Origin of the sequence: Acinetobacter sp. LF10, assembly GCF_048585715.1 — a bacterium.
Lineage (GTDB): Bacteria > Pseudomonadota > Gammaproteobacteria > Pseudomonadales > Moraxellaceae > Acinetobacter.
On sequence record NZ_CP184160.1, the window covers coordinates 79,519 to 105,086 of the forward strand.

Below are 25,568 nucleotides of genomic sequence, written 5' to 3' on the forward strand. Positions count from 1 at the left end.
AGGTTGGGTTATGTTATGATTCTTACATACAATAGTTGTCGCTCAAACACGAGTCAATTCATGCGTGAAATCATTCTTATATCCTTTTTAGGACCAGATCAACCGAATCAGTTTACTCGATTAATGCAGGTACTTTCCGTGCATTCTTTGCAAATACTCGATGTGGGTCAGGCTGTTATCCATAATCAACTCACTTTAGGAATTGTTGTTGCTTCGGATAATGAGACTGCAACAGCATTAGCAATGAAAGAGATTTTGATTTTAGCACATGATATTGGCTTAACTGTGCGATTTAAACCAATCTCCAACGCAGAATATGATCAATGGGTGAGTGAAGGTGGGCGTACACGTTATATCGTGACGGCACTTGCACCAGAGCTTACCGCTGCGCATTTGCAGGCAGTCACTAAAATTGTATCGAGTCAGGGCTTTAACATTGAAACAGTAACACGCTTATCTGGTCGTTTAGATCTCGATGCAGAAAGCCAATTTCCACGTCGTGCCTGTGTTCAGTTTGGTCTAAGTGGACAAATGTTGGATGCACAAGCGATGCGAGCTGCATGTTTGAGTTTGTCGGGTGAGCTGAATATTGATGTGGCGGTGCAAGAAGATAATGCTTACCGTCGTAATCGTCGTTTAGTTTGTTTTGATATGGACTCAACCCTGATTGAACAAGAAGTGATTGATGAATTGGCGCTGGAAGCAGGCGTCGGTGAACAGGTCGCTGAAATTACTGAACGTGCCATGCAAGGTGAACTCGATTTCCAACAAAGTTTTCGTGCACGTGTTGCATTGTTAAAAGGCTTGGATGCTTCTGTATTACCTAAAATTGCAGAACGTTTAACCGTGACGGAAGGGGCGGAACGTTTAATCTCGACTCTGAAAGCATTGGGATATAAAACGGCAATCTTATCGGGTGGTTTCCAGTATTTTGCTGAATATTTACAAGCAAAGCTCGGTATTGATGAAGTCCATGCCAATATTTTAGATGTACAAGACGGGTTGGTGACAGGTGAAGTCAAAGGTGCAATCGTGGATGGCGCACGTAAGGCTGAATTATTGCGTCAATTGGCAGATAAAATGGGAATCTCATTAGAGCAGGCGATGGCTGTAGGCGATGGTGCCAATGACCTACCGATGCTTGCAATCGCAGGGCTTGGTGTTGCATTCCGCGCTAAACCGCTCGTTCGTGAAAATGCGAATCAAGCGATCTCAAGCGTTGGTTTAGATGGTGTTTTGTACTTATTGGGTATGCATGATAAAGATTTGAATCGTGCCTAAAACAGCATATTTAGCCTTAAATAAAGCCGCTGTCTAAGCGGCTTTATTGATTTTAGACTCGTCATTAATTCGTCATATTTATGTCTAAATGTATAGAAAAACAACAATAAAGAAATTCTGAAAAAAGTTTCTGAATGATTTAAAAGAGATATATTTTTTTGTAATGACACGCTGCAATTGATGCTATATAGCACTTTGAGACTTTTGTAATTTAAGAAAATGTAATGACAAAAGCACATTGCGACATCTTGTGTCGTATGGTTAATTTCAGACACTTTTTTTCTATAAAAAACCCTCCATAATGCTTAAAGACGTTAATGCAACACCAAATACTGTTTAGAGATTACAGAACAAATATGAGGTTTGGGCATGATCCAAACCACCTTTTAAAGACGGAGGTTTCTATGGAAGCAGCGAATTTCACCATGTGGGTTGGATTTGGCTTAATCGCTGTCGCAGTTATTGCTGTTTTCTTTTCTCCGTATCGTCGTTGGTTAGGTTTTATGCTGGCAGGTATGATGAGTTGGGGGCTGTTAGAAGTGGTGCGCTTTGCTATGCAAACCATGTTCGAAATGTCAGTTGCCTATAGCTATTTGACAGCTCTAAGCCTTGCGATGGTCACGGTTACATTCATTCTTTTACGCGAAGATCAACAAACTAGGAAACAATTGGAGAAGCGTCAATATATTGAACACACACCAGTCTACAAGGATGATCAACAACAATGTTCTAGCCGATAATTTATAATAATTTGAACTACATCAAAGGCATGCTCAGCATGCCTTTTTTGTATTAATTTTCTGAAACAAAGCTTTTACAGAGTTTTCTACAATTGTGCTAGGATACGGTTGTCTTAAATTTCATCATAATACTGTAGGCATAAATGTCATGAAGCTTTCTTCTTTACCTGTGATTCAGTTACCGATCGTTGATGTAAGCACTGATCCATTAGATTTATTGGTGGCAGGTTTGGCGTTACGTATGAAGCAATTGGCACGTACTAGCCCGAAGTTTATTGAGTTGGTTCATGACCGTGAATTCCGTATCCAAATCGGTACTGATTTGGGATTGGCGCGTCAGATTATTGTTAATCGTGGCAAAATTGATACGGTTGCGGGTAGTCCTGAAAAAGCTGATTTTATTTTGCAATTTGCTTCAAGTGAGCAAGGCGTAAAAACTTTGGTAAAGGGTGATCCAACTGCATTCATGACAGGTATGCAAGATGGCAGCATTAAAATGGAAGGTGACTTCAGCTTGTTAGTTTGGTTTAACCAAGCAGCTAAATTGATTCCACCAAAAGTGCCAAAGCCAGTAAAAGAAAAAATCCGTCAAGCACGTGCATTTATTAAAGAAAAAACAGGTAAATAAACCAACCTGAAAGAAAACTCCCTAAAAGGGAGTTTTTTTATGTCTCATTTATTCAATTTCTAAATTAAAAGTCACTGGTCCGTCATTGATTAAATGAACTTTCATATCAGCAGCAAAAATACCTGTTTGGACATGAGCAAATTGTTGACGCGCATACTCAACCAATTGCTCATACAAAGCTTTCGCTTCGGCTGGCGGCATGGCAGGTCCAAAGTCAGGACGTAAGCCTTTTTGTGTTTGTGCCATCAAAGTAAATTGCGAAACCAATAAAAGTCCACCTTTGGCTTGACTGACATTCCACCCCATTTTGCCTTGTTCATCATCGAAAATTCGATATTTTAAAATCTTATCAATGAGCTTTTGTCCTTGCTCTAAAGTATCGCTTTTACCTAGACCTAAGAATACGAGTAAGCCGTGCTGAATTTCGCCCGTGGTTTGACCCTCAACCACGACTTTCGCTTCTAGAACTCGTTGAATTAATGCGCGCATAAGATTAAAAAAATAGGTGAAATAGAATGAGGCAGTGTAACAGACACCGCATATAAAAATGAGTTGTGCAGCAAAAGTCTACTATTCAACAAGCCTAATTTGATTGTATAACAACAATTATTATGCAAAAGAATTGGTTATAACCATCCGCTATGTCTGCCATTATTCGATCTTTACTCGACACTGACTTATATAAATTCACCATGCTACAAGTGGTGCTGCATCAATTTCCACAGACGCATAGCGTGTATTTATTTCGCTGTCGAAACTTAGAAGATACGGTTTATCCTTTGGTTGAGATTCTAGAAGATCTGAATCATCAGCTTGATTTACTCTGTGAATTGCGTTTTGCCGAAGATGAATTGCAATATCTTCGTTCTTTACGTTTCATTAAAAGTGATTTTGTTGATTATTTAGAATTATTTCAGCTTAAACGTCGATTTATTCAAGCCAGTATTGATGAATCAGGTCGGTTGGACATTCGTATCGAAGGGCCGATGGTTCAAGCGATGATGTTTGAGATTTTTGTATTGGCGATCGTCAATGAATTGTATTTCCGCCGTATCCGTAGCGATGAAGTATTGGCGGAAGGTGAACGTCGCTTACAACAGAAATTACTTCAGTTAGAACAATATGCTAAAGAACAAAAAGAGAGTGATCCACCATTTTTAGTTTCGGATTTTGGTACACGCCGTCGTTATAGTTTTGAATGGCAAAAACATGTGGTACAAGCCTTTCATGCGGTTGCACCAAAAGTGTTTCGTGGAACCAGTAATGTTCTACTTGCTAAAGAGCTGGGTATTAGCCCAATCGGGACGATGGCACATGAGTTTTTACAAGCCTTTCAGGCTTTAGATGTCCGATTACGTAATTTTCAAAAAGCAGCTCTAGAAGCATGGGTACAAGAATATCGGGGGGATTTAGGCATTGCCTTGACTGATGTAGTGGGAATCGATGCTTTCTTACGTGATTTTGATTTGTATTTTGCCAAACTCTTTGATGGCCTACGTCATGACAGTGGTGATCCGTACGAATGGGGCGATAAAGCCTATGCACACTATCGTAAATTAAAGATTGATACCAAAACCAAGATGCTGACTTTTAGTGATGGTTTGAATTTAGAAAAAGCATGGTTATTACATCAATATTTTAAGGATCGTTTCCAAGTGAGTTTTGGGATTGGGACGAATTTAACCAATGATATGGGACAGACGCCATTGAATATTGTGTTGAAATTGGTGGAGTGTAATGGTCAGTCGGTGGCAAAAATTTCTGATAGTTCGGGTAAAACCATGACGGATAATGAAACTTTCCTTGCATATTTAAGACAGGTGTTTGAGATTGAACAGAACGAAGTTAGTGTCTAAGCAAACACGTTGATAGGATGGTGGTGATGGCGGTGTCTTACTGGGCATTTTTTAAATATTAGGTTCAACCTTCGGTTCGACCTACTTTTCTTTCGGGAAAAGTAGGCAAAACCATTGTCATCCACAAAACCTGTTCACTTCCTTCTTCTATTTTTATATTTCGCAGAAACAATATCTTGTAGATATTTCGCAGGTTGTGGATGACGTTTTCGAGTATCCAATTTAATGGGATAGGTTATATTAAATCTCAAAAGCATTATGGATATTCGTCAGACAGTATATCTAATTTTCTGCTAATTGAATGCAAAAAATCAGACAAAGATAAAAAGTCGGCTATGCTAAAATCATCCCCAATGCGGATGACAAAACAGCATAAAAATGACTGATGTAGATTTTAAACTGGGTTTACTGATTGAGCCTGAAGAAGTTGTACCTTATATAGGACATGAGCTGATTCGTGTCGTTGATTTAAGCCGAGCATCTGTTTATGAACAATTGCATATTCCTCATGCCATTCATTTACAGCCTAAATTCTTGGTTGCACAGCATGAACAGGCGAATGGGGTATTACCTGATCTAGCAGGTTTGCAGGCTTTAATTGAGAAATTGAATATTACCCCTCAGCACCATGTCGTGGTCTATGACGATGAGGGTGGCGCATGGGCAGGGCGTTTAATCTGGAATTTACATTGTCTTGGTTTTAACCGCACCAGTTTGATTAATGGTGGGATTCATGCTTGGTTAGGTGCAGCTTTGCCAACAACCGCAGATGTTGAAAAAGTCATACCAGTCGCTGATCTTCTACACGTTGATTTAGAGACGGTGCAACAACATCGTATTGAGTACAACGAATTACTTCAGCAAGTGCAAGAACAGAATATTCAGCTCTGGGATTGTCGTACCAATGAAGAATATACTGGACTACGTTTAGCTGCACGACGCGGTGGTCACATCCCAAATGCATTGCATTTTGAATGGAGTACTGCCCTAAACCGTGAAAATCATCTAAAATTACACTCGCTTGAACGCACACAACAACGTTTAGAACAATTAGGCTTTAATTTACAACAACCTGTCGTGGTGTATTGTCAGTCTCACCATCGTTCGGGCTTGGCATATATCTTGGCAAGATTGCTCAATTGGCAAGTTAGAGCCTATGACGGTGCGTGGAGTGAATGGGGCAATCGCCTCGATAGTCCTATTATTTCAGGGGAGTCACCATCTTGAGTTTTTCAGCAGATTTAAAAAAACAACTTTTTATCCAAGCACAAAATTTAGTACCGCAACATCAACTCAGCCGTGTGATTGGTAAAGTTGCCGCAAGTGAAAATGTTTTGGTGAAAACTGCTGTAATTCAAGCATTCAAAGCAAAATACGGCATTGATATGAGCATTGCCAAGCAAACCAATCCGAACCAATATAAGTCATTTAATGAATTTTTTACTCGTGCGCTTAAAGATGGTGTACGTGGTGTAGATGAACAAGCGGATAGTATTGTGTGTCCTGCTGATGGTGCAATTTCACAGTTGGGTAAAATTGAAGCGGGTGATATTTTTCAAGCCAAAGGTCAAAGCTTTTCTGTTGATAAATTGATTGGCGATCCGCAATTGGCGAAACCATTTATCGATGGTCAGTTTGCAACGGTTTACTTGTCACCGAGAGATTATCACCGTGTACATATGCCATTGGCGGGCACGTTGACCGAAACTCTATATATTCCAGGTGAGTTGTTCTCAGTCAACCAAACCACGGCTGAAAATGTGCCAGGTTTGTTTGCACGTAATGAGCGTATGGTATGTTTGTTTGACACTGAACTTGGTCGTATGGCGGTGGTCTTAGTCGGCGCAATGATTGTTGCGGGTATTGAAACTGTTGCGACAGGTAAAGTAAAACCAACAGGTCGTGTTGAATTACAACATCATCAAATGCAGTTAGATAAAGGCGCAGAGTTAGGTCGTTTCTATCTAGGTTCAACTGCTGTTGTTTTATTTGAAAAAGATAAAATGGTTTGGGAAGAGCAGTTTAAAGCCAACTCGACTGTGGTGATGGGTGAGCGGTTGGGGCATTCGCTATAATAAAATTATAAAAACTCTTAACGTTGTTTATAGTAAAATATATGTATTAATTAAAAATATTAATTCATATATTTGAACTATATTATTCAATAGAATCGTACATACTATGTTTAATAGCGTGTACGATTTTTCAGTTTAGAGTTGATCTTTTCTTCAGAAATAAATAATTTATGATTCCAGTTCTTGTTTAGTTTAATGTTTAGGTAGTTTCATAAATAAGAAAAAGTTACATGAAGATAAAAGTATTTGGTTTAAAGTCAAGTGATGAAAAAAAATTATTGGATTAATTAGTAGAAAAAAGAATTAACCTCAATAGTTTTAGCATCGAATAATTTGGTCAAATATTTACGTGTGGAAAGCTAAAGAGTAAGCAAATTCTATCTATTAAATTTTTATATCTAAAGGAACATAATGAATATTCCTAGTTATTTAATAAGTCGAGAAAGTGAAATCGATCCACTTTCTGAACAGGAGTTGTTTTACATATATGAATTTAGACGAAGAGTGGAAAACTATTACACAGCATTGAAGCGTTATTCTGTTCTGGCTATGTCTAAACATGTAATATCTGATGATGTAGAAGTGAGAAAAGCAACATTTGAAGCTAATATGCCAGATATTGATCACATTCAAAACATCGCAATCAAATTTCGTTTCTTTTATGCTGACAAAGAACCAACTAAGCTTGAATCGATTATTAATCTTTTAAGAAAACGGTCTAAAGATGAGTGGGCATGTAACTATCTTGATTTAGTACGCAAACAATACTTTAGTCTAATGAATGGTTGTGATGTCAGTAATAATATGGGGCATGCAGTAAGCAATAGGGAAATAATTAATCTTTGGTTTAATTCTGACTTTTTTCATTCAGATGTTGATAAACGTGAAAGGTTAAATACTCTTAATCAATCCGTTTCAGAGCAAGTATCACTGTTTCAATTATACCTAGCTCTTATTTATGTTTCGCCACAGTTAAAATCGGTATATGCGATCACTCATAAAATTAGTCCAAATGTAAATATAATCTGTACACCTAATCATCACTTTGAAAAGAAGTTACGGGCAAATTGAGATGTGAATAGCTATCAATTTAGTAAATATGTTTCAGTTAAATAAAGCCTGAAACGAACTTCAATTTAACATAATGGCGCTTGTGCGAAACTATCTTGTTATTCACCAATTAAAATGTCTATGCGATAAACCATTTAAAATGTCCTGTTTTTAACCACAAGAGTCAAGAACAGGATTTAAATTTCTTTGTTCAATCACAGCTTTCTGAGCTTTACGGCTTGGCATACTTTTCTTGGCACGAGTACGTTTATTTTGTTTTTCCAACTCTTCATGTTGTTGCTGAATATGGGCCAGAACTGAGCCTAATCTTTTATTCTCAACCACTTCATTCTGCTGTAGTCCAGCCAGTTTATTGAAGACGCTATAGTTAATCTTCCGTCCTTCATGCATGATGGCCACAGTGCCATCCGGGTACTCCAGAAATGAAATGTAGTGCCCAACAAGCTTATGATTGATTGGTGTTGGCTCAAGCAGATAAATACACTTGTCATAGGTGATGGTCAGGTTCTTCGTGACTTTACGTGGTTCCTGCCAGGTGAAAATATCATCTAGCTCAGCATCAGATTCCGTTAAAGGGCGATGCAAGTTTTTTGGGTTTCTCGCACACTTGGCGAACTTCTGATTGAACTGCTCAATGAAGCAGGGTAGCCAAGCATTGGCTTCGGCAATCGAACTAATACCTTCCAGACGCATATCCTTGATCAGGCGATCCTGAAGTGTTCTGTTGGCACGCTCTACACGACCTTTGGCCTGATGTGAGTTGGCAAAGATAATATCTATGTTTAACTCGTTCAGAATCCGCCCAAATTGCGTGATCTGGCTATCTTGGCTCGATTTCTGATTCACTCGGAATACCGAGTGTTTGTCGCTATAAAAAGCCAGAGGCTTGCCATATTGTTCAATGTAGGCTCGGGTGGAAAGCATATAGTCGAAAGTGGTTTCCGCCTCACAAAAGCGCAGATGCAATAGTTTTCCAGTGGCATCATCGATATAAACCAACAAGCAGCATTTGGCTGCTCGTCCTTCAAACCAGTCATGATAAGAGCCATCAATCTGGATCAGTTCACCGAAGCAATCTCGGTTATAACGAGGCTGATATGGACGTTTCAGGCGCCTGGATCGCGGAATCCAGAGATCATTTACCGTCATCCAGCGCCGAAGCGTTTCTACCGGGATATTCAGGTCAAATATGCTGCTGAGCTTCTCATGGGCCAAGGTGGGTCCAAATCCCAGCAGATGCTCAGAAATAATGGAAAGACATTTTGATTTTAATAAATCATCATGGCGATGATGACCTGGTTGACCACGACTGGCATGCGCCATACCTGAAACACCATCTTGATTGAGCTTTTGTAATAACCGGGTAATTTGACGAGTTGAAAGATTGAGGATTTCAGCAGCACGAACTTGGGTAATACGTTGATCTCGAACGTCTTGCAGGACTGCAAGACGTTGTATTTCTTTGTCAGACATAGTGATCAGCATCTATATTTCATATCCAGTCCATGATGGTTAAACCATCATAAACTAGACATTTTTATTGGTGAGAATATAGACATTTTAAATGGGTTCTAACACTCATAGCTTCGCATAAGGCGTATTATGTTAATTGTAGGAAAACTTCATTATCTTCCTAAAATCTCGATTAGCTGTTCTTTGGTTAAACTATAAGGCTCACCAAACTCTTGCCACTTAGCAATCATTCGTTTATACACATGAACTTTAGCTGAATGAGAGTTTCTGTGTCCATTTTGAATTACATCAGTAAAACAATGGGATTTTTCTAAAGCATCAACAAAGCCCATAAATTCAGTTTCATTATTACCATCAAAACCAGGGAACTTAATTTGATGTTCTGAAATTAGGCTCTTATCTGATAGTCCATCATAAGCATCTTCAATCATTTGATAGATTTGTAAGATATTTAAAACAAGCTCAGCATCATCATCAGATAAATTTTCAGAGAAGTTATCGAAACTTTGTGAATATAACCACTTATGACCATCACGTAGTTGTTCAGCTAACTTTAAGTGATAGTCTGAATTATCAGCATCTAGATGGCTTAAAATTTCATGCTGATTAGCTAGAAATAGTCGTTCTTTATCTGTTAATTCAATTTTCATTTCTATCTCTAAAAAAATTGTTGTCTGCAAGATTCTTTAATACTTGTTTAAAGAAATGTGACTATTTGGGCTTAATTCATAAAAATAAATTACTTTGTCCAACCAAATTTTTTGAAAATAGTATTACCTTGTTGGGATTTTAAAAATTCTATAAAACTCTTAGCTTCAGAATTTTTCAAACTATGTTGAGTTAAAGCAATACCTGTATCGCGATAAATAACCAAATTTGGCTCTATAGGAATGATTTGACCTATATCAGGATTGCTAATACCCCAAATATTAAATACTAACCAAGCATCATAGCTACTGTTTTCTTCCCAATTTTTTTTGGCAACTCCTGTATTAGGAGCAAACATGACAATGTTTTTTCTAAATGACTTGGTTAATTGAATATTTCCAGTTCGACCCGCAATATCCTCCCACATACCGACTTGTCCTGCACCATGTGTAACTAAAACTTTTGTATTAGGCTTAGCAAGATCATGAAACCCCTGAATATTTTTTGGGTTCCCTTTTCTGACTAAAATAGCAGCAGGACGTATATATATCGGTTCTATAGAATCTTTTATAATTTGATTAGAGAATTTTAACTCTAGATCAGACATCATGGCCTCAGAGCCACTATAAAATATATCGGCATCTAATTTAGCTTTTTCTTCCCATTGTGCTGTTGGTCCTGCGACGACATTTACTTCAATTCCAGTTTTATTTTTAAATTGCTTCGCAGCCTCATGGATAGCTGGTGCAGGACCACCGGGGCCGTATACATTAATAGCGGCTATGGCGTCTATAGAAAAACAAGATAGTATTAATGGAAAGAAGTAGTGACTTAGTCTATATTTTTTTAACATTTTCAATTACCTAGTTGATGTATTAAGCACTATAATGTTATTTATTATCAGTTTTTTTTAATTTTTGTATTAATTTTCCTGCTATTTGTATTTTTAGCTGCATAGGATTTGGTTGATTAGCTAATTAAAACGTAAAAAAAAATTGATTTTAAAAAGAGTCTCTTAAACGTTTTATAAAATGACTATTAATTGAACGCTTCTGTGGGGAAATTTAAAAATACACACCTCTTATTAGCGTGCATTTTTAAATTTTTATTTAGATTTTTATGGTGAGGTTATGATTTATATTAATTAAAAATATAGGTTTGATTGAGGGATTTTAATATTAATCATTAACTAAGTGGTAATACCTTTCTTTTAACAGATTGATATCGGACTGCACTAAATAAGGAATTAATTGATTAAACTTTTCTGGTTCTAAATCATATAATTTTAAATTTAAAAGTTCTTGTATTACCTCATTACTAAACCTCATTTTCACTTTTTGAGCAGGGTTTCCTGCTACGATACTATACGGCTCAACATCTTTCGTTACGATACTACCAGAGGCTACAATAGCGCCTTCCCCAATATTAATTCCTGGCATAATCATAGCTCTCATACCAATCCATGCACCATCTCCAATGATTGTATCTCCCTTCATTTGATAAGCATCAACAATATGCTCCATAAATGGATACAAACTAAACCAATCTGTACGATGAGTATGATTACCTCCCATGAGAATTACGGCTTCTGCAGCAATACAAACATAACTACCAATATGCAACTGATCTATTTCCCAAAGAGGTTCCCAAGCTTTTAAACTGTATTCATCACCATACAGATATCTCACTACACTTTGTTCAAATGAATCACTCCATGCATGGCTGTAGTAACTGGTTGTACCTTTAATATGAATATTTGGATTCTTAACTGTTTGATGTAAATATTCAACTTGTGACCAATGTGGTTTGTTCATTCTCTTACTCTTAATCGTAGCTAATTTTGTAAAGATGAAATAACAAATTTATTTTTCTAATTCAATTATGATCAAGTAACAATTTAAATTTATTATTTATTTTTCAATCAGATAAGTTGATAAAAAATGTAAATAAGTTGTTCATTTGCCTTGAACTCATAAAAAATTATTTTAGCTAAATTAATGATTTAAATATATTAATAAATATCAAACATAAGGAATTCTAAGCATATGTAAAAATAGCCGTTTTAGCTCATGAACTGCTAAAAATTTTCTTCATTCAAGCCAAACAACTTTATAAACTTTTATTTAGAGCTTTTTTAATGCCAAGTCAAAAAAACAGAAGTAGGCTTTCTACTTCTGTCTCTTCTGAAAAAAATAGTCGAATAAGTCGATTCAATCCCGTTTCATTTATTCCATTATTAGGAGCTATTTGTTATCCATTCTTGCTGATGCTCTTTCATGAAGTTGCTAGCACATCGGCAGAAAAAATGAACTTACTTCAGATTTTAATAGCATCTTTTATTCTTATCTGTACTCTGTTAGTTCCAGTTACAGGGATTGTTGTGTCATGTTATGCGAACATCCCGAAGAACGTTAGACGTTTAGCTTATGCCTGCGTGGTATCTCCCACGCTATATGTTTTACTAGGGGTAGTACAAGCTCTTGTTGGAAGTTCTATTCCTGATCCATGGATTTGGTGCATCATATGGCTGCTTGTAGCAATATGGGCATTTCGCTCAACTGACTATAACTCTTCTGTAGAAATGCCTATTAATATGGCACGGTGGCGAGTTGCCCATGGAATATGTGCATTAATTGTTTGTGTTTACGTTATTTTCCACTTGGGAAATCATCTGGTAGGGCTGATTGGACCTACTCAATATGAAATCGTTATGAATATTGGGCGGATTATTTATCGTGCCGCTTTTATCGAACCATTATTGGTTGCTGCATTCTTGTTTCAGGTAGGAAGCGGACTTTATCTAGCATGGAAATGGAGCGGAAAAAAACACGATTTTTTTCGGACTTTTCAAATTGCATCAGGGTTGTATTTATCTATTTTCATTCTAGGACACATGAATTCCGTTTTTATTTACGCTAGAACTTATCTCGGAATTGAAACAGACTGGAATTTTGCCACTGGGTACCCTTCAGGACTAATCTATGATCCATGGAATATACGTTTAGTACCGCATTATTTTCTAGGTGTATTTTTTGTTTTAGCTCATCTTGCAACAGGACTAATGTTTTTATTTAAAGCTCATGGTGTTAGGCAACCTGTAATCAATTACTTGTGGGGAGTTGGTCTCATCGGAAGTTTGATTGTTGCATCTGCCATAATTCTTGGAATGATTGGTGTTAGGATTTGATTTTTATCAAGTAAGTAATGTGGAATTTTCCTAAAATTAACATAATGAGCGTTATGCGAAACCATTCTTAATTATTTTAATTAAATCAATTATTTGTGAATTTTACATAACCCAAAAAAACACTAAAAAGCCGACTCGGAAACGAGTTGGCTTCTTTTTAAGCAGTTTTGATATTTTTTACCAAGTATAAAATTAACCATGTACGCTTTTTCTTACACCAATTCTAGTCAATGACCCATATCCGTACCCATCTAAATCACCTAATATCAACTCATCAGGAACAGGAAGTTCCAAAACATAAAACAAGAATGATAAGTTTGAGCATCAGGACGTGAGGTAGGACAGGAGTTATACCTAAAGTGCGAAATACGAAAAAGCCCGACAGGATGTCGGGCTTTTTCATTTGATCTGAACTCAGTAAGTTCCTAAAAATTCATCTGCTTAGCATTGTAATAAGTATGAATAGCATCTGCACAACTGTTAATGATAGGGTCTTGATCCTTTTTCCAGATTAATCTGACTTCACTCAAAGCATTGTCATCATGAATGGGAATGAGTCTGACATTATTTGGAAGAATCACTTTAAATTCCTCAGGTACAATACAAATGCCAAAACCATTCGCGACTAATTCCAGTTGAGACCTTTTTCTCGAATAGATTTTGGTTCTTTGGGGAGTAAAACCATTAACCAAACATAAATTAGCAGCTAGATAGCTTAGCCCACCACGTCCTTTATGAGGCACAGAAACAAAATTAAGTTGTGCTAACTCACGAATCATCACACTTTCTTTTTCGTAGAAAAAGGAGTCTGCGCTATGAGCAGCCACATATAGGGGTGCAGTGTATAAACTGATCGAATTTACATCATTTAGATTGTGATAAATCGGCGGGCGAATAAAGCCCAAATCAATGCTGCCATTTAATAAATATTCGAGCTGTAGTTCAGATGATAAAGTATTCATTTCAATATTAATCAAATGTGTATCACACAACTGCTCAAAGATTTCGAGCTTATTTTGATCAAGCACAATACTACTAGAATGTGCGATTTTAATAATTCTGCCTTCACCGCGACTAATACTTTGAGCGCTCACAATCGAGCTTTTTAAATGATCAAGATTGGTCTTTAAACTTTTATATAGTGCTTCACCTGCAGGGGTGAGCCTTATTTTTTTCTCTGAGCGATCAAAAATTTCAAAACCCAGTTCTTCTTCTAAATTTTTAATTTGCCTGCTGAGAGCTGATTGGGCAATAAAAAGCTTTTCTGACGCTGCGATAAAGCCACCAGTTTCAACAATCGTGATTAGATAATTGAATTGTTTTAATGTCCACATATCTCAAAATTAGATTATTGCTTGTTTTTTCTATATTAGATTAGATGGTAAAAATCTTATACCTTTTTCATAGATTCTTTATTTGAGTAACTGAAGATGACCATGACAAAGAAAATATTGATATTGATCGCTTTTGTTATCATTTGTCTGCTCGCTCAAAGCTATGATGCTTATATGGGAATGACGAATTCAATAGATCATATGAATTTATTAGGTGATTAACCGCATTCATTTAAGTTAAAGATTAGATTTAATCTATTTGATAAATGGATCTAAAATTTAATCATGTACGCTTTTTCTTACATTGATTAAGGTGAATATCCCATTTGCAGCTTTAATTGAATTGTCTAATATGAACACATCAGGAACAGGAAGTTCCAAAACATAAAACAAGAATGATAAGTTTGTGCATCAGGATGTGAGGTATGACAGGAGTTGTATCTAGTGAAAGGAATATGAAAAAAGCTCGACAGGATGTCGGGCTTTTTTTTATTCGATTTGAATTTGTTTTGCCCAAAACTCAATAAGAAATTGCAAAGATTGGCTGAGCGATTTGTAGCTTGGCCAAATCGCCTGAATCGGCATATCTAACCCATTGGTCGTATCACTAAATGCTAAACGAGCTAAACTTTGCTGATAAAAATGCTCTTTCACAACAGAAAGGGGAAAATTTCCCCAACCTAATCCTTGCTCGACCATCTGAATTGCCATCGACAAATTATCAGTCGTCCAATAGGTTTCAGAAACTAGAATGCGTGGATCGGGTAAAGCATAATGTTTACTCGCGACAATAATTTGTCTAGGATCATGCAGATCAGTTTAATAAAAGCATTTTTGTTAGATTTAAGTCTGATGGTTCTGATACCTTGTTATACCTTTGGTTTACCCAGCCATTTGGTGGAGTCGAAAATTGTATCTGTTTAAGTCATTCCTTCATTTGAAATGTATTTTTATCTATGTGTTATTGATCTCAAAATCACAGAATTATTTGAAAAAAGAGCGTATTTATATACGCTCTTTTTGATGGATTTTTAATCTAAACTTGAAAGAGAGATTTCAAATTTAGAGACGAATCCACGTCATATTTCTAAACGTATTATTATTCGGGTTTTTTGCATTTATCGTGAGCATTTTACCTGTTTTGCTTAAACGCGCATTCAAACTATATTTATATCCATCATAAGGATTGATCCATACACCTTGTCCAAATTCTTCATTTAGATTCAGCATTTTAAGATTACTCAGTACTTCCATACCAATAATCGGCTGATTTTTTAAAGCACCAGTACAAGGGGTGCATAGTGTAGGAATCGCCTCTTTGCCTTGAGGATACATTTTCACAATGACAGCACTGTATTGTTCAGTTTTAGAATTACGTCTGATCACAATATCCGATAGATAAGAACCACTCCGTTCATCTACCACTTTCCAAGTACCGATCAATGGATCAGTAGGCATTGCGATCGCTGAAAATGAACTACTTAAGCCTAGGAGAAAGGCGAAACTACGAAAGAAATGAGAATTCATAAAATATATTACGTCTAAAGAAGAATGTGTAAGCGGTGAAATTAATCAGAATATTATTATATTATTATTGTAATTAAATTGTAATATTAAATATTTAGGGAGCAATTTTAGCTCCCTCTATTTTAACCTATACGATACAAACGTTCTTTGGGAAAGACAGCGGTAAAGGTTGAGCCTTCGTTTTCTTTGGAGCTAATTTCTAAATGGGCACCATGTTGCATTAAAACATGTTTGACAATTGCTAAGCCTAAACCTGTTCCCCCTGTCTGACGGCTACGTGCGCTGTCAACACGATAAAAACGCTCAGTTAAACGGGGTAGATGTTTTGGATTAATGCCAATTCCATTGTCTTGTACGGTAAAGTAAGCGTGATCGCCATCTTCATGCCAGCCAATCGTAATAATGCCGCCTTTCGGCGTGTATTTAATTGCATTGGTGATTAAATTACTAAACGCACTAGCAATTTCCATATCAGAGCCGATTAAATCACAATGACTGTCGATATCTAAATTTAAAGTATGACCATAATCGAGATTATAAGCACGCGCATCATCAAATAATTGATTCATCAAATTTGCCATGTCAATAATTTGATTTTTTGCGACTTTTTTATTGTTTTCTAAATTGGATAAAAGCAATAAATCATTCACCAATGCATTCATACGTTTGGTTTGTGATTGCATTTGAGTGAAAGCACGTTTCCAGCGAGGAGTAATGTCATCTTGATCGATAAATGTTTCGATATAACCACTCAGTACGGTGAGAGGTGTACGTAATTCATGAGAAATGTTGTCCACGAAGTCTTTACGCATTTGTTCAAGATTATGTACGCGAGTGGTGTCATACGCCACCAATAAGCGACTTTCGCCACCAAAGCGAGTTAATTTGACTTGCACATATCGGTCTTCGTCCATTTGAGCCTGTAGACGGATACCATCAGGTGCTTGATCGATATGATTAAAATATTCAATAAAACTGGGTTGACGCAAAATAGCCAGTAAATTACGTCCACGATCCAAAGGATTGATGCCCAATAACTTCTCGGCAGCAGGATTCCACCATTCAATTTGATGTTGGTCATCAATCAAAACCACAGCTTCCGCCAATGCAACCAGAGATGATTGAGCACGATCAATCAAACCTACCATTTCGGCTTGAACGATACGTTCTTGTCGCTGCGCTCGATAGACATTAAATAATAATGCACCCCAAATACCGCTTAGATTTGGGGGAACATCATAGGGACGATTTGAAATCCACTCATTGACTAAATACAGTGAGCGGAGTTGGAGTATAAAAAAAACGACGAACGCGACAAAAATAAAGCTCCAAAAGTATCCAACCCCGAATCCAATTAAGCTCGCAATCAATAAGAAAAAAAGTAGCAGTCTTAGATCTTGTTTTGCAAACGTCCATAAATTGCTGTCACGGAAACGTTGATGTTCACGTGCCAGTTCAGGGACGGGATAAGGTTCATACATAAAGGATTTTAACCTGCTGCTAAATCAGCTCGTGTAGAAAAACGATAGCCTGTGCCACGTACTGTTTGTACAAAACGATCTACGCCAAAAGGTTCTAAGACTTTGCGTAAACGTCGGATATGCACGTCAATGGTTCGGTCTTCGATATAGACATTACCACCCCAAACTTGATCCAGTAATTGTGCACGTGTATACGCACGTTCAGGGTGTGTCATAAAGAAAGCCAATAAACGATATTCGGTTGGACCCATATCGAGAATACTGTTACCAAAGCTCACACGCTGGCTGACTGGGTCGAGCATTAAGCCATTGGCATCAATGACTTTTTCGCCACTGAGAGCATTGGCACGACGTAATACAGCCTTGATACGAGAAACCAATTCACGTGTGGAGAATGGTTTGGTCATGTAATCATCTGCACCTGCATCAAGTCCTTGCACTTTATGGTCTTCTTCACCACGTGCAGTGAGCATGATCACAGGAATCTCTGCCAAGTTTTCATCACGTTTGAGGCGACGGCATAGATCTACACCACTGACACCCCCTGGTAGCATCCAATCCAGCAAAATAAGAGCAGGACGCTGATCGACGATAATCTGATGCGCTTGTTTGGCATCCTCAGCTTGTAAACATTGGAAGCCTGCCATATCCAAAGAGGTATGGATCATTTCGCGGATCGGTAGCTCATCATCGACAATTAAAATATAGTCATCTTTCACTGCGCAATACCCTTAAAATCTGTAACGGTGAACCGTTTTGTTGTTATGACAGGCTTATTACAAAGATTAATTATGACAATATCATTGCAAAAGAGTTAATAAAGTCGAATTTAGCAATAAATTGTGACAATTCTAGGGCAGAGTAGTGACCAAATGATGACAAGTTGTTTGTAAATAAAACAAATCAATTCATTTGGTTAATACCATTGAAACCTTTTTATTGTGTTCGTCACAAAACTGTAAAAGGATTTTAATTTTTTTGTGAGGTGGTTTCAATAAATGATAAAAAAACAGCACAACAAGCAGATAACACATCTTCTAAGGGCTGTTTAAAACCTTCGGAAACCCAACGAATAATAATATGCGTCACATAACCATTTAAACCTGTTGCCATTAATGAAACTTCTTCACCACTTTGAGGTGCATTCGGCATGGTAATCATCACGAAAGCTTGGATAATTCGGTCAAATTGAGTCAAGGTTTCTTGAATCGTCGCCTGATTATGTAAATCTTGTACCAACATGGCATCGATATAAATAATTCGTGCCATACGAGGGTCATCTTTAATTGCGCTTAATAATGCGGATAAACCTGCCGTGACCATATTCTTAGGTTCAGGCGCAGCCATCAGCACGGCTTGGGTTAAACAATTTTGCATTTTGCCAATCATTCTTAAGAATACCGTTTGGAAAAGTTCCTCACTTTTCTTAAATGATTCATAAAAATAACGCTCAGTCAGCTTCGCCTCATTACAGACATCTTTGACAGTGACCGAAAAAAACCCCTGTGTACCATAGGTTGCAATGCCTGCTTCAATCAACTTTTCGCGGCGAACTTCTTTGCGTTCAGTTAAAGAGAGACCTTTAAACTGACGCTCTTTCGCTTCGGTATTATTTTTCTTGCGTGTCGCTAGATCTTCAGTTGCCATGGAAAAACCGTTCCCTAAAAAGTCTTTAAATCGTATATCTAAGATTTATTTGCATTTTAAACAGGTCTTGCAGATTTAGAATAACTAAATTTCGTAAAACATGCTTGATCACATCTCAACATCTTACGTCATGAAATGTAAATAGACCTAATATGACAAGTAATATGTTGGTTATTGCCATTTGTCTTAAAGCTGTAGTGTACTATATTGACAACCCATATTGTCAAAATTATATTGGTTATAGCTTAAACTGCACATGATCAAGACAAATGTGTGCATATCATTCGCAATACAAAGGATAGGCAATGAAAAATTTTAAAAATAAAGTCGCAGCGATCACAGGTGCAGGTTCTGGGATTGGACAACAATTGGCAATTTTATTGGCTAAACAAGGTTGCCATTTGTCATTGAGCGATATCAATGAGAAAGGATTAGCGCAAACTGTTGAGTTGGTAAAACAAAACCCAATCACAGTAACGACCAAAGTTCTTGATGTGTCTAACCGTGAAGCGGTGAAGCAATGGGCGCAAGAAACTGTTCAAGATCATGGCTCAGTGAATATGATTTTCAATAACGCAGGTGTGGCACTTGGCTCAACTGTTGAAGGCGCAAGCTATGAAGATTTAGAGTGGATCGTGGGAATTAACTTCTGGGGCGTGGTTTACGGCACCAAAGAATTCTTACCATTCATTAAGCAAACCAAAGATGGTCATATCATTAATATATCAAGTATTTTTGGTTTAACTTCGCAACCAACACAATCTGCATACAATGCAACAAAATTTGCGGTACGTGGTTTTACTGAATCATTACGTCAAGAACTTGATATTGAAAAGAGTGGCGTAAGTTCTCTTTGCGTACACCCAGGTGGTATCCGTACCAATATCGCAAAAGCTGCTAAAATGAATGACAGCTTAAAGAGCTTGGGCATGGATCCAAATAAATCGATCAAGCAGTTTGATAAATTCTTACGTACACCGCCAGAAGAAGCTGCTCGTCAGATTTTAAATGCAGTATTGAAAGATAAACGCCGTCTGTTAATTGGAACAGATGCTCGTATTGTGGATTCTTTCCAACGTCTATTCCCGACGGGTTATCAACGTATTGCTGCACTTGCAACGAAAATGATGTAAGTTTCAAGCATAAAAAAGCCATTCTTAGAGAATGGCTTTTTTATTTGAGGATCAAAGAAATTTTTAAATAAGGACTTTGATCTTGGTTTTCTTCCAAAAGAACTGATAATAAGAGGCTTGTAATACGCATAAGCACACAAAAGAAAGTGCATAAGCAGTCCAAATGCCCGTTAAGCCCCATAACGAACTAAACCAATAGGCACAAGGAACTTCAATTACAATAATGGTCAGAATATTAATCATCATCGGAACATTGACGGTTCCACTAGCCCGCATGATTGAAGCAAAAATAGCACTCGCACCAAAGAATAAAAGCGACCACAATACGATGAATAAGAGCTGCTGCCCAAGTTCAATGACGCTGTGATCAGTAATAAATAATGCCATTAAATATTTGGAAAATAAGTAGGCTAAAGTGATCAAACTACCAGTAAATATGACATTCATTCCCAAAGCGGTTCGTGTGACTTTGGCCAGTAAATCGGGCTTGCCAGCACCAATCGCCTGCGCGGCAAAAATAGAAGCCGCAATTGAGATAGAGAGGGCAGGAAACTGAATATAGTTGAGTACTTGGTTCACTGCACCATACGCTGCGGTCGCATGCGCACCATAATGATTAACCAAACCAATGATGACTAAGCCTGCCAATGAGGTCGTCACCATTTGGATGCCTGTTGGGATACCAAGCTTTAAGATTAGTTTGCTTAGATTGCTATCGTGACGAATACTTTTCAATAGACGGGCATCTATTTTCAGTGGATGGTTCTTGTAATTAAGGTAGAAGCTCAGAAAAATAAGGACTGCGGCATATCCCATAATAGTTGCCACCGCAGGCGCGACAATGCCCAGAGCAGGGAATCCAAAATAGCCTTTGAGCAAAACAGGTGTTACCGCCAAACCAATCAGGCTGGTTAGGCTCAATGCAATCAAAGGGGTAACACTATCACCGACACCGCGTAAAATCGAAGTATAAATAATATAGACAAACAGTAATGGACTACCCACCAGCATCCAACGAACATAAGGTAAAGAAAGATGCATGACTTTAGGATCTGTACCTAATAATTGCAAAATATGCTCGGCAAAGCTCCAACCTAAAACAGCAATAATGCTGCCCCCAATTAAAGTCATAAATAGAGTCGAACCAATCACACTTCTGACTTTTTCAAGATTTTGTGCACCCCATGCCTGTCCAATCAGTACAGTCGTTCCTGCGGAGATCCCGATGACAAATGCCAATAAAAAGAAAAGAATTGGGAAGAATACAGAAACCGCAGCAATCGCATCAACTCCCATCATTTGACCTACAAAGATGGTATTAATCGTTCCCGACAAGTTCTGTAAAATGTTGGTAGCAATCAACGGAACAAGAAAAACAAAAAAAGTTTTCCATAGATTGGGTTGCATGACCAAAGGTTGGCGTGGTGTCATTCTATTTCCTTCACGCTTCGCCCAGAAACGTTTCTATTTTTTCCACCATACCATCATCGGTCATATTGACGTCATGATTGTTCGGTTTATTTTTGTTGATCAACACTCTGCAAGGATTGCTCCTGCACGTTGTAAAGTCTGATCAGTTTTGGCAAAGCAGAATCGAATCAGGCGTAGTGACTCGGGGGCTTGTTGATAAAAAACGGAAATAGGAATCGCGACAATTTTGTGTTGCTCTGCGAGGAATTGGCACATTTCCACATCATTCAAGTCAGGGCGAATCGCACTGTAATCGAGATTTTGGAAATAGGTACCTTGTGATGGAATAAATTGGAAACGTGAATTTTGGATTTGGGTATTAAAAAGATCCCGTTTTGCCTGATAAAAATGTGGGAGTTCCTGAACGTGCTCAGGATGCTGCTGCATATAGTGCGCTAAGGCAACTTGGCAAGGTGTGGTGCCGCAGAAATTGGCAAATTGATAAATCTGACGGAACAGATGCATCAAATGCGGAGCAGCAACACAATAGCCTGTTTTCCAACCTGTAACATGATAACTTTTGCCAAAAGAACCAATCACATAACTACGTTCACGTAATTCTGGAAATTGTAGTGCGCTATAGTGCTTTTGCCCGTCAAAAACCAAATGTTCGTATACTTCATCTGACAGCACCACAATATTTTTATCTTGAATGAGTTCAATCAGTTGGTGCCAGTCTTGTTCTGACCAAATTGCCCCTGTTGGGTTATGTGGTGTATTGACGATAATCATGCGAGTTTTTGCATTGATACAATCTTTGACCTTTTGCCAATTCACCTGAAATGTTGGCGCTTCTAAATGAATATGAACTGATTTTCCCCCTGCCAGTTGTACCGCAGGGGCATAGCTGTCATAGCTCGGGTCAAAAATAATGACTTCATCATCTGCATGAATACAGGCTTGAATGGCACAAAAAATCGCAATGGTTGCGCCAGGGGTAATGGTAATTTCAGTGACAGGATCGAGTTGCAGTTGATCTCGCTGCAAAAACTGCTTTGCCAATTGCTCTCTTAATGCCAACACACCATCACCCGCAGGGTACTGGTTATAACCTGAAAGCGTGGCTTGGCTAAGGGCTTCGAGTAGTGCAGGCGGAGCAGGAAAATCGGGAAAGCCTTGTGATAGATTCAGTGCATTCAGTCGTTGTGCGAGTTCAGTCATCACGCTAAAAATAGTAACACCTTGGCTTGGGAGTTTTGACTGAAGCTGCAACATTGTGGTTAACCTAATTCCATTTTATTTTGAGGTGATTGTAGCGATAAAGAGGGGATTTTTCCAAATTCTCGCTTTCTAAATAACAAGAGATAAGTCTCTCTTGTTCGTTTAAAGAGTGTGTTTCCCATCAAGAGAAATACTGGAATTGTGTCTTAATAAAAACAATTCTGACAGAATTGGTCAATTTTGATTTAAAATTGTAAATTTAATTGTTAATTTTCAAATATATAGGGTATTTATATTTTATTTTTTAAGCGATATAATTTACAGGTGTTGATTAAAATAAATACTATTTTTTGTCAAATAGGGCATTCAGTAATGGACAGTTTCGATCTAAAAATACGCTACCCACATCATATTGATTTAAAAGATGTAGAGCAGCTTGAGGCACTGAATACGATTGGGGTATTAACTCGCTTTGATAAAATGGGTTGGAAAAAACAATTAAGCCGTTGGCTACAGCTTAATGGTGCTAGCCCAACGTTTACCATTACCGATGAAAACAAGGAACGAACGATAGAAATTGTCTTGAATCCTTATGGGTCTGCTCAAGAACTTAAATTTATCGTGAAGACTAATATTCCAGTGGTTATTGCTAAAAAGCAAATCTTTGGATTAATTACGCTTCAGGCAAAAGAAAAGATTCATTTTGATCAACTTTCATTGGTACAAGTGAAAACTTATCTAACCGCATTTTTAAAGCAAGATACAGATGCTTTGACTCGTTATTATCAAGAAAGTAAATACATGGTTTGATCTACGAAAAGGGCGTGAAATGATAGATTTCTAAATCAGATGATATTCGTATTGGGGCTTATTTTATTTCAATTCAGTGATAAAAAAGACGACAAAACATTACGGTTTTACCGTCCTTAATCATATCATTTACAAAACATTTTCAACAATCGCACGAATCACACCGAGGGCTAAACCAATAAACGCACCCACGATGACGCCATTGACACGGATCATATGCAAATCACCACCCACCTCACTTTCGATTTTGGCAATCATTTCACGCGAATCCCATTCATGAATGCGTTCACTGATATAGCGAATAATCTTATCGCTGTATTGCTCACTGAAATTGGTTGCTAAGCCGACCATTTTCTCATTCAAGACTTGGCGCACTTTTTGATTTTGAATCAAGCTTTCACCCAACTGTTGAATCGCGACTTGTAAGTTGGTGGCAATGCCTGAATCTTCTTGCATTAAATCAGTTTTAATCGCATCGCATAAAATCGCCACTGCACCACTGATAAAGTTCAGCACTTGTGGGCTATCGAGCAGCGCATCTTTTCCACTATTTAAACGTTGGCTGGCATCACTGTCTGTATCTGCCAGTTGTAACATCAGTGCATGCGTGGTTGCTTCAATGTCTTGTCGCCATGGATGTTCAGGATTGGCTAACATTGATTCAACTTTTTCAATCAGTGAGTCAATCGTCCGTTGTTGCACATCAATCCCAATCCAACTTGCACCTTTAGCAAGCTTCCAAACACCTAATTCTTGGAACAGTTTACGTGATAGATCTCGTGCCTCTTCAGGATGAGAGACCATCCACTCATGCGCCAGATCAAGACCACGTTGTAATACGTCTTGATGGAAATCATTTTCTAAAACAGCACGTAACATTTCACTGGCGAGTTTATTGATTTTGGTACTGCGTACCCATTGCACACTATTGTTTTGCACAAAGTGGGCAATTTGATCTTGGCTCACAAATTCAAAAATTTTCGGTACAGTATGTTGAATCATCTGTACGACTTGTTGGTTATTTTGAGGGTTGGCTAGCCATTGACCGACGGCCAAACTGAGGTCGGCATTTTTTAAACTGCGTTCAACAATTTGAGGAGATAAAAAGTTTTCTTGTACAAAGCGTCCCATTGATTCTGCAATACGCGCTTTATTCCGTGGAATAATTTCGGTGTGGTCACGCAATAGTTTTGGTAAAGGCATTTTCCCAAAAGGGTTGCGGAAAAGTACAGTGACAGCGTACCAATCAGCCAGCCCACCAACTACACCTGCTTCTGCACCGAGCATCAAGATGTGGATGATCCATTTATATTCAGGTAGAAAATGTGCCACGACCATTAATGCAATCCATGCTACAACCGCAATGATCAATGCCATAGTGGCGAAGTACTTACTTCTTTGCAGGCTCGGTACGTGAATTTCTTCGACTGAATTCATTGAGTCATCCTTATCAATTTACTTTTTGTTTTGAGGTGGTGCAGGGGGCTGCAACACGTCTCCTGTTGGACTCAATCCGTATTTTTGCCCTAATGATTGCAAAATGAGTTGCGCATCAAAAGCATCAGGTGATTGCTGCTGAGTCTGAAAACACTCGATAGTATACGACACTTGGATTGGATCAAGATTGACCACTTGAGGCATATCATAGAATGGATCGGGCCAAAAGGCAGGGTGACGACGATAGTAGCCATATGGGTAATACGATGGGGTGGAGTAAATCACGGCTTGGCGTTGCGTTTTATGTCGTGCGTTACTTGGGTCATCGACCACGGTAAAATAACGGAAACCATTTTTTATCGTGGTTTGTGCAGCTTTGAGTAAAGTAATTTCCTCTGCTGTACCATAACTCAAATTATTATCTGCTTGGAAACCAATGCGGTAAGTTTTGTTATTTAATGGATAAGCGGTGAATTGACCCAGTTGATCGAAGGTTTTGGGTTTAGATGGAACGGTTGCACAGCCTGTGAATGTCAATGCAACAAGGAGGGGCGTGTAGATCAATAAAGCTTTCATCTGCAATTCCTATGGTCAAAGTCGTGGGAGATG

The 25,568-nt window shown here is 37.9% G+C and carries 24 protein-coding genes and 1 pseudogene; 10 read left to right on the forward strand and 15 right to left on the reverse strand.

Features of this window, described 5'->3' with window-relative positions:
- Window positions 1–60: 60 nt before the first annotated feature.
- The 3 genes from serB to ACN19N_RS00365 all read left to right on the forward strand — a co-directional run bounded on the left by serB (window position 61) and on the right by ACN19N_RS00365 (window position 2,649).
- Complete coding sequence (gene serB, locus ACN19N_RS00355; protein WP_420001757.1) at window positions 61–1,281, forward strand: phosphoserine phosphatase SerB; 1,221 nt, start codon at window positions 61–63, stop codon at window positions 1,279–1,281.
- A gap of 404 nt (window positions 1,282–1,685) precedes the next feature.
- Window positions 1,686–2,021 carry a ciprofloxacin tolerance protein AciT gene (gene aciT / locus ACN19N_RS00360; protein WP_269238738.1) on the forward strand — a complete coding sequence of 112 codons (336 nt, stop codon included), beginning with the start codon at window positions 1,686–1,688 and terminating at the stop codon, window positions 2,019–2,021.
- 148 nt (window positions 2,022–2,169) lie between these two features.
- Window positions 2,170–2,649, forward strand: coding sequence for a hypothetical protein (locus ACN19N_RS00365; protein ID WP_004659770.1), 480 nt, complete (start codon window positions 2,170–2,172; stop codon window positions 2,647–2,649).
- A gap of 48 nt (window positions 2,650–2,697) precedes the next feature.
- On the opposite strand, the gene dtd is transcribed toward ACN19N_RS00365, so the two are convergent.
- Window positions 2,698–3,138: a D-aminoacyl-tRNA deacylase gene (dtd, locus tag ACN19N_RS00370; protein WP_420001758.1), complete on the reverse strand. Its 441-nt coding sequence runs from the start codon at window positions 3,136–3,138 to the stop codon at window positions 2,698–2,700.
- Window positions 3,139–3,290: 152 nt separating this feature from the next.
- On the opposite strand from dtd, the gene pncB reads away from it, so the two are divergent.
- The 4 genes from pncB (at window position 3,291) to ACN19N_RS00390 (ending at window position 7,651) form a co-directional block, all read left to right on the forward strand.
- Window positions 3,291–4,505 carry a nicotinate phosphoribosyltransferase gene (gene pncB, locus ACN19N_RS00375; protein WP_420001759.1) on the forward strand — a complete coding sequence of 405 codons (1,215 nt, stop codon included), beginning with the start codon at window positions 3,291–3,293 and terminating at the stop codon, window positions 4,503–4,505.
- A gap of 378 nt (window positions 4,506–4,883) precedes the next feature.
- Window positions 4,884–5,732, forward strand: coding sequence for a sulfurtransferase (locus ACN19N_RS00380; RefSeq protein ID WP_420001760.1), 849 nt, complete (start codon window positions 4,884–4,886; stop codon window positions 5,730–5,732).
- Window positions 5,729–6,580: an archaetidylserine decarboxylase gene (gene asd, locus ACN19N_RS00385; protein WP_420001761.1), complete on the forward strand. Its 852-nt coding sequence runs from the start codon at window positions 5,729–5,731 to the stop codon at window positions 6,578–6,580. Before ACN19N_RS00380 ends, asd begins: the two co-directional genes overlap by 4 nt.
- 411 nt (window positions 6,581–6,991) lie before the next feature.
- Complete coding sequence (locus tag ACN19N_RS00390) at window positions 6,992–7,651, forward strand: hypothetical protein (RefSeq protein ID WP_420001762.1); 660 nt, start codon at window positions 6,992–6,994, stop codon at window positions 7,649–7,651.
- A 150-nt stretch (window positions 7,652–7,801) separates the two neighbouring features.
- Here the strand turns inward: ACN19N_RS00390 and ACN19N_RS00395 are convergent, their stop codons facing one another.
- From ACN19N_RS00395 to ACN19N_RS00410, 4 genes are all read right to left on the reverse strand, one after another.
- Window positions 7,802–9,136 (reverse strand): ISNCY family transposase, encoded by a 1,335-nt coding sequence (locus ACN19N_RS00395; protein WP_420001763.1) that lies wholly within the window; start codon window positions 9,134–9,136, stop codon window positions 7,802–7,804.
- A gap of 140 nt (window positions 9,137–9,276) precedes the next feature.
- On the reverse strand, window positions 9,277–9,774 hold the full coding sequence (locus tag ACN19N_RS00400; protein ID WP_420001764.1) for a YfbU family protein: 498 nt from the start codon (window positions 9,772–9,774) through the stop codon (window positions 9,277–9,279).
- Between the two features lie 89 nt (window positions 9,775–9,863).
- Window positions 9,864–10,625, reverse strand: coding sequence for a substrate-binding domain-containing protein (locus ACN19N_RS00405; RefSeq protein WP_420001765.1), 762 nt, complete (start codon window positions 10,623–10,625; stop codon window positions 9,864–9,866).
- A 325-nt stretch (window positions 10,626–10,950) separates the two neighbouring features.
- The gene (locus ACN19N_RS00410) at window positions 10,951–11,586 is read right to left on the reverse strand and encodes a CatB-related O-acetyltransferase (RefSeq protein ID WP_269229309.1); all 636 of its coding nucleotides are present in this window, start codon (window positions 11,584–11,586) and stop codon (window positions 10,951–10,953) included.
- A gap of 323 nt (window positions 11,587–11,909) precedes the next feature.
- Here ACN19N_RS00410 and ACN19N_RS00415 point away from each other — a divergent pair, with 323 nt between their 5' ends.
- Entirely contained in the window at window positions 11,910–12,959 is a 1,050-nt protein-coding gene (locus ACN19N_RS00415) for a hypothetical protein (protein ID WP_420001766.1), read from the forward strand.
- 425 nt (window positions 12,960–13,384) lie between these two features.
- On the opposite strand, the gene ACN19N_RS00420 is transcribed toward ACN19N_RS00415, so the two are convergent.
- The 6 genes and pseudogenes from ACN19N_RS00420 to ACN19N_RS00445 form a co-directional block, all read right to left on the reverse strand.
- Window positions 13,385–14,293, reverse strand: coding sequence for a LysR family transcriptional regulator (locus tag ACN19N_RS00420; protein WP_420001767.1), 909 nt, complete (start codon window positions 14,291–14,293; stop codon window positions 13,385–13,387).
- Window positions 14,294–14,782: 489 nt separating this feature from the next.
- Window positions 14,783–15,112 (reverse strand): annotated as a pseudogene (locus ACN19N_RS00425) (LysR substrate-binding domain-containing protein); the annotation flags it as partial.
- 243 nt (window positions 15,113–15,355) lie between these two features.
- Window positions 15,356–15,820, reverse strand: a complete 465-nt coding sequence (locus ACN19N_RS00430) for a DUF2147 domain-containing protein (RefSeq protein WP_241282303.1) — start codon at window positions 15,818–15,820, stop codon at window positions 15,356–15,358.
- A 122-nt stretch (window positions 15,821–15,942) separates the two neighbouring features.
- Window positions 15,943–17,301 carry a phosphate regulon sensor histidine kinase PhoR gene (gene phoR / locus ACN19N_RS00435; RefSeq protein WP_269229312.1) on the reverse strand — a complete coding sequence of 453 codons (1,359 nt, stop codon included), beginning with the start codon at window positions 17,299–17,301 and terminating at the stop codon, window positions 15,943–15,945.
- Window positions 17,302–17,309: 8 nt separating this feature from the next.
- Window positions 17,310–18,020 carry a phosphate regulon transcriptional regulator PhoB gene (phoB, locus tag ACN19N_RS00440; RefSeq protein ID WP_004659793.1) on the reverse strand — a complete coding sequence of 237 codons (711 nt, stop codon included), beginning with the start codon at window positions 18,018–18,020 and terminating at the stop codon, window positions 17,310–17,312.
- Window positions 18,021–18,270: 250 nt separating this feature from the next.
- On the reverse strand, window positions 18,271–18,948 hold the full coding sequence (locus ACN19N_RS00445) for a TetR/AcrR family transcriptional regulator (RefSeq protein ID WP_269229313.1): 678 nt from the start codon (window positions 18,946–18,948) through the stop codon (window positions 18,271–18,273).
- A 305-nt stretch (window positions 18,949–19,253) separates the two neighbouring features.
- Here ACN19N_RS00445 and ACN19N_RS00450 point away from each other — a divergent pair, with 305 nt between their 5' ends.
- Window positions 19,254–20,081 (forward strand): SDR family NAD(P)-dependent oxidoreductase, encoded by an 828-nt coding sequence (locus ACN19N_RS00450; protein WP_004659799.1) that lies wholly within the window; start codon window positions 19,254–19,256, stop codon window positions 20,079–20,081.
- A 63-nt stretch (window positions 20,082–20,144) separates the two neighbouring features.
- Here the strand turns inward: ACN19N_RS00450 and ACN19N_RS00455 are convergent, their stop codons facing one another.
- Entirely contained in the window at window positions 20,145–21,512 is a 1,368-nt protein-coding gene (locus tag ACN19N_RS00455; protein ID WP_420001768.1) for an MATE family efflux transporter, read from the reverse strand.
- 99 nt (window positions 21,513–21,611) lie between these two features.
- Window positions 21,612–22,766, reverse strand: a complete 1,155-nt coding sequence (locus ACN19N_RS00460) for a methionine aminotransferase (RefSeq protein ID WP_420001769.1) — start codon at window positions 22,764–22,766, stop codon at window positions 21,612–21,614.
- Window positions 22,767–23,084: 318 nt separating this feature from the next.
- Here ACN19N_RS00460 and ACN19N_RS00465 point away from each other — a divergent pair, with 318 nt between their 5' ends.
- Window positions 23,085–23,522, forward strand: a complete 438-nt coding sequence (locus ACN19N_RS00465) for a hypothetical protein (RefSeq protein WP_269229316.1) — start codon at window positions 23,085–23,087, stop codon at window positions 23,520–23,522.
- A 129-nt stretch (window positions 23,523–23,651) separates the two neighbouring features.
- On the opposite strand, the gene ACN19N_RS00470 is transcribed toward ACN19N_RS00465, so the two are convergent.
- Window positions 23,652–24,959 carry a DUF445 domain-containing protein gene (locus tag ACN19N_RS00470; protein WP_420001770.1) on the reverse strand — a complete coding sequence of 436 codons (1,308 nt, stop codon included), beginning with the start codon at window positions 24,957–24,959 and terminating at the stop codon, window positions 23,652–23,654.
- Window positions 24,960–24,977: 18 nt separating this feature from the next.
- Window positions 24,978–25,535 (reverse strand): CC0125/CC1285 family lipoprotein, encoded by a 558-nt coding sequence (locus ACN19N_RS00475; protein WP_241334482.1) that lies wholly within the window; start codon window positions 25,533–25,535, stop codon window positions 24,978–24,980.
- Between the last annotated feature and the right edge of the window lie 33 nt (window positions 25,536–25,568).

Coding starts and splice junctions, on each gene's coding strand:
- ACN19N_RS00400 (WP_420001764.1), bottom strand. CDS start 9,774: ATGAAAATTGAATTAACAGATAAAGAACGACTATTTCTAGCTAATCAG.
- serB (WP_420001757.1), top strand. CDS start 61: ATGCGTGAAATCATTCTTATATCCTTTTTAGGACCAGATCAACCGAAT.
- ACN19N_RS00390 (WP_420001762.1), top strand. CDS start 6,992: ATGAATATTCCTAGTTATTTAATAAGTCGAGAAAGTGAAATCGATCCA.
- ACN19N_RS00455 (WP_420001768.1), bottom strand. CDS start 21,512: ATGACACCACGCCAACCTTTGGTCATGCAACCCAATCTATGGAAAACT.
- ACN19N_RS00445 (WP_269229313.1), bottom strand. CDS start 18,948: ATGGCAACTGAAGATCTAGCGACACGCAAGAAAAATAATACCGAAGCG.
- ACN19N_RS00470 (WP_420001770.1), bottom strand. CDS start 24,959: ATGAATTCAGTCGAAGAAATTCACGTACCGAGCCTGCAAAGAAGTAAG.
- ACN19N_RS00450 (WP_004659799.1), top strand. CDS start 19,254: ATGAAAAATTTTAAAAATAAAGTCGCAGCGATCACAGGTGCAGGTTCT.
- ACN19N_RS00420 (WP_420001767.1), bottom strand. CDS start 14,293: ATGTGGACATTAAAACAATTCAATTATCTAATCACGATTGTTGAAACT.
- dtd (WP_420001758.1), bottom strand. CDS start 3,138: ATGCGCGCATTAATTCAACGAGTTCTAGAAGCGAAAGTCGTGGTTGAG.
- ACN19N_RS00380 (WP_420001760.1), top strand. CDS start 4,884: ATGACTGATGTAGATTTTAAACTGGGTTTACTGATTGAGCCTGAAGAA.
- ACN19N_RS00460 (WP_420001769.1), bottom strand. CDS start 22,766: ATGTTGCAGCTTCAGTCAAAACTCCCAAGCCAAGGTGTTACTATTTTT.
- ACN19N_RS00365 (WP_004659770.1), top strand. CDS start 2,170: ATGAAGCTTTCTTCTTTACCTGTGATTCAGTTACCGATCGTTGATGTA.
- ACN19N_RS00475 (WP_241334482.1), bottom strand. CDS start 25,535: ATGAAAGCTTTATTGATCTACACGCCCCTCCTTGTTGCATTGACATTC.
- pncB (WP_420001759.1), top strand. CDS start 3,291: ATGTCTGCCATTATTCGATCTTTACTCGACACTGACTTATATAAATTC.
- phoR (WP_269229312.1), bottom strand. CDS start 17,301: ATGTATGAACCTTATCCCGTCCCTGAACTGGCACGTGAACATCAACGT.
- ACN19N_RS00405 (WP_420001765.1), bottom strand. CDS start 10,625: ATGTTAAAAAAATATAGACTAAGTCACTACTTCTTTCCATTAATACTA.
- aciT (WP_269238738.1), top strand. CDS start 1,686: ATGGAAGCAGCGAATTTCACCATGTGGGTTGGATTTGGCTTAATCGCT.
- ACN19N_RS00430 (WP_241282303.1), bottom strand. CDS start 15,820: ATGAATTCTCATTTCTTTCGTAGTTTCGCCTTTCTCCTAGGCTTAAGT.
- ACN19N_RS00415 (WP_420001766.1), top strand. CDS start 11,910: ATGCCAAGTCAAAAAAACAGAAGTAGGCTTTCTACTTCTGTCTCTTCT.
- ACN19N_RS00410 (WP_269229309.1), bottom strand. CDS start 11,586: ATGAACAAACCACATTGGTCACAAGTTGAATATTTACATCAAACAGTT.
- ACN19N_RS00465 (WP_269229316.1), top strand. CDS start 23,085: ATGGACAGTTTCGATCTAAAAATACGCTACCCACATCATATTGATTTA.
- ACN19N_RS00395 (WP_420001763.1), bottom strand. CDS start 9,136: ATGCTGATCACTATGTCTGACAAAGAAATACAACGTCTTGCAGTCCTG.